At 45.0% G+C, this 12,933-nt stretch carries 7 protein-coding genes; 4 read left to right on the forward strand and 3 right to left on the reverse strand.

Translation table 11 applies throughout. The features are described from left to right. Positions 1–423 precede the first annotated feature (423 nt). The 3 genes from BLR32_RS15035 to BLR32_RS15045 all read left to right on the forward strand — a co-directional run bounded on the left by BLR32_RS15035 (position 424) and on the right by BLR32_RS15045 (position 5,586). Positions 424–3,510 (forward strand): SusC/RagA family TonB-linked outer membrane protein, encoded by a 3,087-nt coding sequence (locus BLR32_RS15035; RefSeq protein ID WP_089833152.1) that lies wholly within the window; start codon positions 424–426, stop codon positions 3,508–3,510. Positions 3,511–3,535: 25 nt separating this feature from the next. Then, positions 3,536–5,047: a RagB/SusD family nutrient uptake outer membrane protein gene (locus BLR32_RS15040; RefSeq protein WP_089833154.1), complete on the forward strand. Its 1,512-nt coding sequence runs from the start codon at positions 3,536–3,538 to the stop codon at positions 5,045–5,047. Positions 5,048–5,196: 149 nt separating this feature from the next. Beyond that, on the forward strand, positions 5,197–5,586 hold the full coding sequence (locus BLR32_RS15045; protein ID WP_089833156.1) for a hypothetical protein: 390 nt from the start codon (positions 5,197–5,199) through the stop codon (positions 5,584–5,586). A 10-nt stretch (positions 5,587–5,596) separates the two neighbouring features. Here the strand turns inward: BLR32_RS15045 and BLR32_RS15050 are convergent, their stop codons facing one another. Next, positions 5,597–6,334, reverse strand: a complete 738-nt coding sequence (locus tag BLR32_RS15050) for a hypothetical protein (protein WP_089833157.1) — start codon at positions 6,332–6,334, stop codon at positions 5,597–5,599. Between the two features lie 285 nt (positions 6,335–6,619). On the opposite strand from BLR32_RS15050, the gene BLR32_RS15055 reads away from it, so the two are divergent. Continuing rightward, entirely contained in the window at positions 6,620–7,498 is an 879-nt protein-coding gene (locus BLR32_RS15055) for a hypothetical protein (RefSeq protein WP_143011480.1), read from the forward strand. Positions 7,499–7,636: 138 nt separating this feature from the next. Here BLR32_RS15055 and BLR32_RS15060 read toward each other — a convergent pair whose 3' ends face one another. Both BLR32_RS15060 and BLR32_RS15065 read right to left on the reverse strand, forming a co-directional pair. Then, the gene (locus tag BLR32_RS15060) at positions 7,637–9,385 is read right to left on the reverse strand and encodes a RagB/SusD family nutrient uptake outer membrane protein (protein ID WP_245705437.1); all 1,749 of its coding nucleotides are present in this window, start codon (positions 9,383–9,385) and stop codon (positions 7,637–7,639) included. Positions 9,386–9,402: 17 nt separating this feature from the next. Beyond that, positions 9,403–12,921 (reverse strand): SusC/RagA family TonB-linked outer membrane protein, encoded by a 3,519-nt coding sequence (locus tag BLR32_RS15065; protein WP_089833162.1) that lies wholly within the window; start codon positions 12,919–12,921, stop codon positions 9,403–9,405. Positions 12,922–12,933: the final 12 nt, after the last annotated feature.

Raw genomic sequence — 12,933 nt, forward strand, 5'->3', positions numbered from 1 at the left:
CGTTGAAATATCCGGGTAAAAGAAATAGTCCATTTATTTCTTTAACAAGCGCTATCGGGAAGTAAGTTAGTCACTACATATCATGCCCCATCACTCAAGATAAGATGTTTGAAATTGGCTTAAAATATTATCCCACTATTTTGGTAGACTATTAATTTATATTATTTTTGCAGTGCCCGATATGTTATTGCAGTCAATAGACTGGGATAAACGACAAGAACCAGGATTTATGAAACCAGCTGTACTTTTATCAACATTACTCCATTCAACATCTTTGTCTGTAAGCATCAGTTGCTATTGTAGCACCTCTTAATTTACACACATAATAAATGCAATTATTGCCAGCTGCTTCCACCCGGCAGCTGAATAATATACTATTGCCTACAGGTAATGTATTTCTCTATTCTTATAATCTAAACACCCATGTTCAAGAAAAATGTAACCCTTGTGCTTACGCTGCTATTAAGCACAGGGCTTTTTGCGCAGCAAAGACAAGTACAGGGACAGGTACTCGCTGCAGAAAACAGGCAGCCATTGCCAGGAGTAACAGTCAAGATCAACCGAACTTCGTTTGGCACAGCAACAGACCAGAACGGACGTTTTCAGCTGAATATTCCCGGCAGCAAGACAGTGCTTTCTGTTTCCTTCATCGGTAGGGAAACCGTAGAGACAGAAGTCCGCGAAGGAGATGCGAATATCACTATTCTCCTGAAGCCTGCTAATACAACGTTGGATGAAGTAGTAGCAGTAGCTTACACGAATGTAAAACGCTCGGGGTATCCGGGAGCTGTATCTACCGTTAGTGCAGAAAAGATCAATAACCGGCTTACGCCTAATGTTACCAATGCATTACAGGGATTGGTGACAGGTCTGCAAACTACATCTGCAAACGGACAACCAGGCAACAGCTCTACCATACGCATTCGTGGTGTTGGCTCTATTAATGCCTCCAGTGCTCCGCTGTTCGTTGTGGATGGTGCTCCGTATGACGGAGATATTAACGCGCTCAACGCAGCAGACATTGCATCTATCAGTGTATTGAAAGATGCTACAGCTGCTAACCTTTATGGATCGCGTGCAGCCAATGGCGTTATTATCATCACAACCAGGCAGGGTAAAAAAGGCGAGTCGGCCGTAAACGCTGTATTTAATCAGGGTTGGAGCAGCCGTGCTGTGGAAGACTACGACAAGATCAATACAGACCAGTATTTCCAGCTTTACTGGGAAGCATTGCGTAATAAGCAGCTGACTAACGGTCAAACGCCTACACAGGCAGCCGCAACAGCCAGCGCACGTGTCGTATCTGATCTGGGCATCAATCCCTATGGTCCCGGCTTTCCGCAGCCCGTTGGAACAGATGGAAAGATCGTGGCAGGCGCAAAGCCCCTGTGGAATGATGACTGGGAAAAAGGTATACAGCAGTCCGGAAAATATACACAGGCACAGCTCAGCTTCAGTGGCGGCAGCGATAAGTCCACTTATTATGTCAGCGGTGGCTATGTCAACAATGAGGGCGCTTATATGGGTTCCGGCTTCAAACGTTATAATGTAAGAAGCAATATCACCTTACAGGCTAAACCATGGCTGAAGGTGGGGCTTAATGTGACCGGTTCCAGCTCTGCACAGGATTACCCTACGTCTGCAGATTCCCGTACAGACAACGTTGTATTGTTTGGCAGGACAGTGCCGGGTTTTTATCCCATCTATCAACGCAATGAGGATGGCTCCTACAAGCTGGATGGCAGCGGACAGAAGCAATTCGACTATGGTGCTTACCGTCCTTCAGCAGCGCTGGCCCGTGAAAACCTGATCGGTTCCCTGCCGCTGGATAAAAACAGGTATACCAATGAGAACATTTCTGCGAGAACATTCCTCGAAGCAACTCTTATCAAAACCCTGAAATTTAAAACCAGCTATAATATCGACTATGTCAACAATAATTCGTTGGTTTATACCAATCCATTAGTTGGAGGTGATGCTGAAATCGGCGGTACTATCAGTAAAGGCAATGGCAGAAAACTGATCTATACCTGGAATAACATTTTCACATACGATATTGACCTGCTAAGTGGTCATCATCTCAATCTGCTGGCTGGTCAGGAATATTATTATTTCAATTCCAGCACCCAGAGCGGAAGCCGGCAGAAGTTTGCATTGCCCGATTTGTACGAACCAGCGGCAGCTTCTCAGCTGAATGATTTTTCCGGCATTTCAGATAACTATACAAAACTGAGCTTCTTTGGGCAGGGCCAGTATAATTACCTGAACAGATATTATTTCACCGCTTCAGTAAGAAGAGATGGTTCTTCCCGCTTCTCGCCCGATTCCCGTTGGGGTACTTTCTGGTCGACCGGTGCATCATGGCGTATCTCGGAGGAAGCATTCCTTCGTTCTATTAGCTGGTTGAATGCCCTGACACTGAAAGGTAGTTATGGTGCTTCCGGCAATGACAATCTAAGCAGCTACTATGCTTACCTGGCGCTCTTTGATATTAAGAATAACCTGGGCAACGGCGGTGTTATAACTTCCAGGCTTGCCACACCAGGCCTGAAATGGGAAAGCAATCTTAATCTGAACATAGGGCTGGATTTCGGATTGTTTGACAACCGCCTGTATGGTACCATCAACTATTATAACAGGACCAGTAAGGACCTGCTATATGCAAAGCCTATGGCGCCATCTACGGGCTTCGGATCTATCAGCGCCAATATCGGGGCCTTGCGTAATACCGGTGTGGAACTGGAATTGAATGTGATACCTGTGAGAACCCGTGATTTCAAATGGACGGTAGCACTAAATGTAGCCCATAATAAGAATAAGATCACAGAGTTGCCACAAAAGGAAATCATAAGCGGTACCAAAAAGCTTATGGTAGGCAGTTCTATTTATGAGTTCTACCTGCGTGAATGGGCCGGTGTAGATACAAAAACCGGTAATCCGTTATGGTATCAGACCGGTGCAGATGGTAAGAAAATAACTACAACCAATTATGCCAGTGCTACCCAGTACTATGCTGGTTCTGCTTTGCCGGATGTAACGGGTGGTTTCACCAATACGCTTAATTATAAAAACTTTGAATTGTCATTCTTACTAGCTTATAGCATCGGTGGTAAAGTGCTGGATCTTGACTATGTATCACTGTTAAGCGGTGCTACAAGCCCTGGTCGTAACTGGTCTACAGAACTATTGGAACGCTGGACTCCCGAGCACACTAACACCGATGTGCCAAGGCTTACAACTGATAACCTGAACTGGACTTCCACCTCTACACGATTCCTGTACAGTGCCACTTATGCGCGTCTAAAAACGGTATCGCTTGGATATTCCCTGCCTGCACAGTTGTTATCCCGCATCGGTATTGGCAGCCTGAAAGTGTATGCCCTGGGTGAAAACCTGCTCACTTTTTATGGTCATCAGGGAATGGATCCGGAACAGTCTATAGATGGTACCACTTACTATCAGTATCCGGCGATGAAGACATTCTCACTGGGTTTACAGATAGGACTTTAATGTGTAACATTTAATATCAAATGAAATGAAAGCAAACAGATTTTATACATATACGGCAGCGCTGATCATTGGTTTGTCGGCCTGCAACAAGCAGTTGGATACCGCTCCCTCCAATGCGGTATCAGAAGATATTGTGCTGAAGAATGTGGATAACCTCAGTACTATTTCAGAAGGTACCTGGGCGGCCATGATGGATGATTTTTACGGAGGGACCTTCAGTAATCCCGGATTCAAGACCATCGCGCTCACCAGTGATGCCATGGCAAATGATGTAGCATTGATCACTACTAAATACGGTTTTCCCACTGCTTACCGTTTTACGCAGATGAATGATAAAACGCAGGCGCGTGTAAGTGCTATATGGGGGCAGCTCTACAAGATCATCAATAATAGCAATATCATCATCGCCAACGCCGACAAGGTAGAAGGCGACGCCACTGCGAAGAAGGAACTCAAAGGACAGGCGCTGGCATTACGGGCGCATACTTACCTGACTATTGTTTCCTTTTACCAGTTCTCATTCCTGAAAGATTCTCTCGCTAAAACGGCACCTATTTATACTACGCCAACAACAGCAGCGACACAAGGCAATCCGAAAGCTTCGCTGAAAGAGATCTATGAACTGATCTTCTCTGACCTGCTGCAGGCAAAAGGCCTGCTGGCCAACTACGAGCGGCCCGCTAAATACAAGATCAATGCCGACGTGGTGAATGGTCTGCTGGCACGTGCATACTTAAATACCGGCCGTTGGGACCTGGCTGCAGCTGCAGCAGATGAGGCACAACGGAATTATCCATTAATGGCGCCGGTTGAATATAGCAAGGGGTTCAATGATGTGGGTAACTCAGAGTGGATCTGGGGGCATCCTGAAATCCCCAGTCAGAGCGATGGAAGTTATAGTTTTCATTTCCTCGACGTATCTTCTGCGTCTTCCTACTACTACAGCTTTATGGCCGATCCTTTTTTCGCAGAGCTGTTTGACGCAGGCGATATACGTAAAACGCTTTTCTCATGGGATGGTTCTACCGCGGCCAGAGAAGGCTATCTGCAATACAAGAAGTTTAAGTTCAGAGCAGATCAGACGGCAGATCTCGTGCTCATGAGAAGTGCAGAAGTGATATTGATCAAAGCAGAAGGTTATGCACGTGCAGGCAATCTGAATGAAGGTATTAATGCGTTGAATCAGCTCCGTACTGCAAGAGGAGCGAAAACGTTTGAACCGGCCGGGGCTACACAGGAAAGCCTGATAAAAGAGATATTGATAGAAAGGAGAAAAGAGCTGTGGGGCGAAGGATTTGGCTTGTCGGACATTATCCGTAATCAATTGGCGGTTGTGAGAAAACCTTATGTGGATACTGATGGCAAAGATATAAAGGTGACGGTAGTGACGCCGGATGGTACTACTAAACAAGTAAATGCCAAATATCATACAACGCTCAGCTTTTCAGATGGGAGTAACTTTGTGGCGAATAGTCCTTATTATATTTTTGTTGTACCGCAGGCGGAGGAGCAGAATAATCCGAATCTTAATAAGTAGGAGGATATTGGTAAGAGGGGGCTTATGGCCCCTTCTCTACTAATGTTAAACTAAATACAGTCAAAAAGCCTACAGGCAGCAAAAAAATTTGCTTATATTAATTTCATGGAGTTAATTTGTATACACTTCCGAAATAAAATGATTCCATCATGCATAGCAGACAAATAGAGAGAAGCAGGAATGCCCACTCCAAAGTGTCAAAGTGGAGTAGAAAAGAAATCCAACAAAAACATAGTTTATTCCCGAACGACAGAAATGCCTCCGCGTGCGATGTAATTGAAAAACCGGTGAGCGGTTTAGCGGGAAAACTCCCTGTTGGAAATTGGAGTAACGCGAAGTTTACTACCACATATTCTTTGCAGGCAGATTTACTGGAAGAAGCAATGTTTTTAAGAAAAATAGAAAATCAGGGAATTGCGAATGTTGTTCCTTCTACGCAAGTTGAAGCGAATCTTTTAAAAGAGTTCCGTCTTATGGACGAGGCCCAGTTTGGAAGTTATAAAATGAAATTCCAGGAAAGGCTTAGGGACATGGGCTAATCAGCTCGTCCTATGATGTAAATCTAACTGATTTCGGTGTATGTGTTAGATTTTCGAAGTTTCCTGCATACTTCTTAACAAGGTATGCATGTAGAATTTTCACGTTTTTTGAATTTCTGTTCAATTCAAATTCTCCTTCCCAGGATTCTCCATATTCTTGCCAGTAAACCTCTCCACTCATTGGTTTTGTTCCTTGTCCAGGTATATATACATTCAACTGACGTTGTTCCAATAAATCATTTAATGGCATGCGGGGAATTTTTCTTTTATCTAAATTGATATAGTACGCATCTTCACTTTTTCTGGTCATAGTGAAACCAGCCTTTATCCAGGTAATGTACCCGTTAAATTGTTTTGTGGAGTCGGCATGCTCCAACGTAAGTTTGTCTCCGTAGGCTAGGCATGTTATTTTTTTATATCCGGCTCTAAAGAGAGTCTCTTGCTGTTGCTCAAAAATCAGAATTCCTACGCCCTGGCCTTCGTTGCCATTTTTCATTCTGATATATTGATTTTCTACTATTTTATCTTTTGTGTTAACAATAATTCTAATAAAGACTACGTCAGTCTCAATCTCGATTTTAGCGTTTTTTTCAAACCAATCAATCTCAATTGCAGCATTTTTTATTATATCAGAGATTTCATGGATTGCATCTATTCCGGTAAAGGAAATAAGCTGTTTTAATGAATAGCCAGTAAGTCGTTGCCGGAATTGCGTATAATATTCACCTGTTCGGTAGATAATTGCCATTTCTCAACATTTTTGGAGCTCACATATAAGAGGGCAAGTTAATTTAAATAGATAAAATATTATCTGTAATTGAGTAAATAATATCAACATGTTGAATGTTGATAATTTCAAAGTTTGTCTGACTATATATATTAAGTTATGATCTTCGTATTACGTTGGACGGTTGAGCGTCGTGTATCGATTGTCCCTGCAATGCTAGCGCTCAGCGCTCGATTTGCAAGGATGAATTTGAAGAAAAGTTTAATAACTATTTAATTATCAGGTCATTATTCTTTTTAGGAATGCATGATTGAAATGGTCGTCTTTAACACTCTTGAAAATTCCTTTCTTACCTACCAGCTTTTGCTTAATCAGCATTTACCAACTTTTATTAATTTCCCCCCCTCAAGACACATTAACAACCAAACCCACTCCAACACCATGCAGGAAATACAAAATGAGCTAACACGCCTCCGCCGCCAGATGAACTATTTTCGTTTATACGCCATCGCCATATCCGTGCTGCTCTTCGCACTCATCGGCTATGGTTTCCGCAAATCTGCCCAGGATGATATTCTAAAAAGCCTGCGCGCTGAAAAAATCGAAATCGTAGAACCCGATGGCACTGTCAAACTTTCGCTGTTTAGCAAAAGGCATCTTCCTTTAGCTGTTGTCAACGATAAGAAACTAAGCCGCCAGGGAGGAGATGAATCAGGCCTGATGTTTTATAACACCGAAGGAGAAGAATGCGGTGGACTGATATATTCCGGAAAAGGAAAAAATGGTAAAGGTGAGAATGAGTTGAGCATGACATTCGACAAATACAAACAGGATCAGATGGTACAGTTGTCTTATATTCAACGAGAGAACGGAAACCATACAAAAGGACTATCTGTTTACGAACGACCTGAATTTCCGCTCAATCTGACAATGGAAAAGATCGACTCTATTCGTAAGAATGTCAAGGATGTTCAGCAGCAAAACAGCATGATTGAACAACTAAAAGAAGAAGGATTTTTTGGATATACACGCATGTTTGCAGGTCAGCAGGGACAGCGAACTGGCGTCTTTGTACGTGATGATAAGGGAAAGATACGTCTTGAGATGATTGTTAATGAGAAAAACGAACCGGAGATCCTGTTTTATGATGAGAAAGGGGAGGTGCATAAAAAGATAACCTATTAAAGACAAATAGAAGGGCTTTGAAGCACAACTTCAAAGCCCTTCTACGCTTTATAGTGGAAAAATTAAAAGGCCTCCAGGCATACACCTGAAAGCCTTTTCTCAAACTGTAAAGAGAGAGTACTTACCAGCCATATCCTATCAATGGTATCCGTTATTCTGTTTCAGCGTAGGCGTGCTTCCATTAATAGAAAGATCAATCTGCCGCTGAGGAATCGCAAAATATTCATTCGTCCCCTTCACAAAATGCGCCCCTTGTATATCGAGTGTTAGTGCACCTTCGAAAGCGAAGAACGCATTCAGCACCTGGTCTGCCACGCCCCAGCGTACGAGGTCGAAGAAACGGTGACCTTCCATTGCCAGTTCCAGCTTACGTTCAAAATAAATGGCTTTTAAGGCGTATTGCTGACCTTTGGAAGCAAAGGAGCCTGCGGGGTAGGGCGCAACCTTATAATTAGCCGCAGGGACGTTAGAAAAGCCATCCATAGGGGCGCTGTTGTTCTTGTACTTGTAAACAGCGCTTGCCGGTTGGGCTGCACGTTCCCGCACGATGTTCACATAAGCTTCTGCGGCATCGTAGTTTTGCAGTTGTGCTTCACATTCTGCCGCCAGGAGTAGTACATCGGCATAACGAATCAGGTTATAGTTGATGGCATTACCAGGCGCCCATCCACGAGGGTCGTAATAGTCGTCCTGTGTAGCCTGCCAGTAGACATTCTTTTTGGGAGAGTAATGGCCCGCAGTAGACGCTTCCCTGATCCAGGTATCGCCGGGATGTACGCCCCAGTCGAGGTAGGGAATGCCCTGGCGGCCTACCGTCCAGTCCAGGCGAGGATCTACTGTTTCAGTATTTACATTGTGGGTGTTGTAGTTGTCCAGGAAAGGCAAGCCCTGGGGATCGGTGATATATGAGTTCACCAGATCCTGTGTTGGCTGGAAGAAGCCGCAACAGCTGAACGGACCGTTGTACGGATAGTTCAGCATCTCACCCTGGTTCGCATTGGCGGAAGTACCTGAGTTGTCGTTGGCGTCGTATTGTATGGCGAAAACAGATTCAGAGGTGTTCTCTGTAGCAGCATCGAAGTTGTCTTCGAAACGATCCCTTAATGCGTAATGATCGCCTTTGGAAGTAATACCCTGCGTAGTGATCTGGTCGAACAGTGGTTTGGCATCTGTGTATTTATGCTCGAACATATATGTCTTGGCAAGATAACAGGCTGCCGCCCATTTATTCGGCCTTCCTACTTCGTTTTGCGTAAGGGCCAGGTTGTCCATAGCGAATTTGAAATCGGCTTCTATCTGGGGCCAGATGTCCTTGTCATTGGGTGTCTTCATATCGGTGGTGGTTTCATCTATCCAGGGCACCATGTTGAACATCTTTTTCAGATCGGAGTAGTAATGTCCACGCAGAAAACGTGCTTCCGCTGCTGCTTCGGTCTTTTCTTCTTCTGTCATGTCTGTGACTTTCGGTAACAGTCTCAGTACAGAATTACAGCGGGTCACACCTTCATAGTCTACCCGCCATTTATCGTTCAGGAAACTGTTGGTAGCACCGGCACTGAAACGGGCGAGATCAAGGGTGGGAGGGGAGTCGAAATGGTCACTGCCTTTGTGGGCATCGCCACCACTCACACTGCCATAGATCCAGTTGTCGGGAGATACGGCATAACCTGCGCCACCGGAGAGGTTGGTCATATCGCCACCAGTGAAGTCCTGTCCGTCCAGTGCACCATAAGCACCCACCAGCACTGCATTGACGCCTTTTTTATTTGCTATCAGCTCTTCCTTTAAAGAGGATGGTGGCACCCTGTCCAGGAACTTATTACAGGCAGGCGTACAGATGCCAACGCCTGTTATGAAGAGTATCGCTATATGTTTATGTAGTTTCATGGTTTTCAAGTTTAACATCAGAAGGTGAGATTGAGACCTGCCAGGAATTGCCGCTGACTGGGATAAGTGCCTTCATCAATACCAAAGCTCCTTACATCACTGCCGCCTATTTCCGGATCAATACCTGAATACTTTGTAATGGTGAACAGGTTAGCCGCCTGTATATAGATGCGCAGTCTTTCTATGTGTAGCCGGCCACCCAGTTGCTGCGGGAAGGTATACCCCAGTTGCATGTTCTTACAGCGCAGGTAAGCCCCGTTTTCCACATAGTAAGAATTGGGAACAGCGTTGGTGCTGAAAGAACCTTCACCTTCCTGTATGGGCGCTTTGGCATTCATACGGTCAGGCAGCCAGGAATCATACAAAGCAGTTTTACTCTTGGCGCCATCGAAAGAAGAGGAGAAGTCTGTCCACCATTTCACCTGGTTCCAGATCTCATTGCCCTGTACACCGAAGAGGAATACGCTGAAGTCAAATTGCTTGTAGGTCAGTCCGAGATTGATACCATAAGATACCTTAGGATTTGGATTACCCAGGAAGGTGCGGTCGTCTGCATTGATCACGCCATCATGGTTGAGATCTGCATACCTGAAACGACCGGGAGCAGCGTCTTCCTGGAAGCTGGCTGAAGGATCGCCTGTTGTTGCCTGTGCTGACTGATCAGCCTTATCAATGTCGCTCTGACTATTCCAGAAACCATCGATCTTATAACCAAAGAAGCTGGAAATAGGCTGTCCTACCGCATTACGGATAATGCTTTCCGAGAAGTTGCGTGGATCCCTGTCGAAGTAATTCACGCCTTGTGCTATTTTCACAATCTTGTTCGTAAAAGTGGTGAAGGTGACAGTAGCATCAAACTTCAGATCTTTGGTAATATCTGTATGACTGGAAACGGTAAGATCTACCCCTTTGTTCTTCATGTTAGCCACATTGGAATAAGGAGCAGGAGCCGTGCCGTAAGTACCTGGCAGCTCATTGTTATAAAGCAGGTCCTTGATATTTTTCTGATAATAATCCGCAGAGATTTCCAGCTTCCCGCCAAAGAGTGTAGCGTCAAAACCAATATTAGTGTTGATATCGCTTTCCCACTTGGCATCCGGATTACCGATCTGTACCTGCTGGAAACCCAATACAATACTATTGTTTGTTCCTAAGAGATCATAGTAAGAGGTATTCTTGTTGCCTCCATATAATGTAAAGGCATTACCGGGAGTAAGACTTAGCTGATTACCCATGATACCCCATCCTCCACGGATCTTCAGATCTGTGAGCCAGTGGATGTCTTTCATAAAAGGCTCCTGCGAGATACGCCATCCTGCACTGGCAGCAGGGAAGAGACCATAACGATTGTTGACACCGAATTTGGAGGAACCGTCGCGACGTAAGGTACCACTCAATAAATATTTATCCCTGAAACTATAATCTATTCTGCCGATGAGTGATAACAGACCTGCGGAATAACGGCTGGCAGTGATGACCTGTCCGCCGGCGCCTGTACCATTATCCACATAATCAGGGTCGAAGATGAAGAAGTCCTGTGTAGTACCTACCTGTTGACGGGAGCGTTCGTCATAGGCTTCCGCGCCTACTAATACATTCAGGGAATGTACAGTATTGAAGGTGTTGTGATAGCTCAGTGTGTTGGTCCATGTCCAGTTATGTTCGAAGTTGCTGGATTCTGTATAGGAGTTCACACCTGCGTTTTCTTTATTCTCGTACTGCGGATAGGTGAAGTTGTGCCGCCATCCGGAGTTGACTTCTCCACCAAAACTAGTGTGGAAGGTGAAGTGACGCAGGAAGTCGATATCTGCATAGATATTTCCAAATACCCTGTTTACCAGTCCGCGGTCATTCCTGGTGCGGTATTGCATAGCAACAGGATTCATGGCATCACCCAGCCCCAGACCATTGGAGCCTCCGAAATTGCCCTTGATATCATATACAGGGATGATGGGTTGTTCGCGTAGAGCCATGCCCACAGCACCACTGGCAGTGAGCAGGTCTACGGTAGGGTTATCTGTAACAGAGAATGAAAGGTTTTCCCCTATCCTGATATTTTTACTGATACTGAACTGACTGTTGGAACGGATGATATATCTTTTTAGATAGGTGTTCATCAGTGTACCCTGCTGATTGAAATAGTTCAGTGAGAACAGGTAACTGCCTTTGTCCGTACCACCACTCACAGACAGGTTGTGGCTGGTCATGGAGGCAGGATTGAAGATCTCATGGAACCAGTCAGTACCTGCTTTATTTGCCTTTGTGATATAATAGAAACTGTTGTAGTCGTCCTGGTCGGTGTAATTGGGATTGACATAATAAAGGTCAGGATTCACACGTGGATCGCCTTCCTTCAAACCTACAGGCTGGATATAATCCGGCAATACAGGAGTAGCACCATTGCCATACAGGGTATCACTTAATGGTATGCCGGTGTTCTTATAACGTAGCCAACGCAGGTTAGCCATTTCCTGTGAATTGAGCGTATGCCATACGTTACCACCTTTAGGATACTGACGACCATAATAAGCGTCGTATTTGATCTTCACCTTACCGCTACCTTTTTTAGTAGTGATGATGATGACGCCATTAGAAGCGCGTGAACCATAGATAGAGGCAGCACCCGCATCTTTCAGTACCTGCATGGAGCCAACATCATTTGGATTGAGGTCATTGATACTCTGTGTCGGTACACCATCTACTACATATAGAGGCGTGTTGTTGTCAAACGTGTTCACACCACGGATGCGTACAACAGGCTCCTGACCGGGTTGTCCGGAACCGATAACAGTCACACCGGATGCCTGTCCCTGCAGCTGGCTGGTGACCTGGCCAGACGGTTGCTTCACCATTTCACCGATATCAATAACGGTAACAGCACCAGTTAGATCTTTTTTACGTTGGGCTGTATAACCGGTTACGATCACTTCGTTGAGGGTACTGGTATTCTCTGTGAGTGTAATATTGATCTCGGATTGTGTGCCGACAGGGATTTCCTGCGACTGATATCCAACAAAGGTGACTTCGAGTATATCATTAGCTGTACCGGGAACATTGACTGTATAAGTACCATCAGCTGCTGTTACAGCACCGGTGTTTGCGCCTTTTACGCGAATGGTTACGCCGGGTAGCGCTGCACCTTTAACATCAGTGACCTTTCCGCGCACCGGGCGTTGAGCGGCCATGTTGATGGTGACCGGCGCTGTCTCCTTTACTTTTATGAGATAGAATTTGTCGCGTACTTTTTCAAAGGAAAGATTGAAAGGGGCCAGTGTTTTTTCAAGCGCTTCTTCAGGTGATTTACAGGCGGCGATATCCACACTGTTTTTCTGATCTGTGATCAGCTCACTTTTGTAGGCAATGGAAACACCAAATTTTATTTCCGTTTGCCGGAATAACTGCCTGATGGATATGTTATCCTGCTGTTCCAGCAAATGTCCGGCAGGCGTAGCATCTGGACTATGAGCCAGTGCATGTGAGCATAGGGCGCCTGACACAAGGACATGCATCAGCAGCACACGTAAATGTTTTTTCATGTGCGATTTAAT

The sequence above is a fragment of the Chitinophaga filiformis genome, assembly GCF_900102545.1.
GTDB classification, from domain to species: Bacteria; Bacteroidota; Bacteroidia; order Chitinophagales; family Chitinophagaceae; genus Chitinophaga; species Chitinophaga filiformis.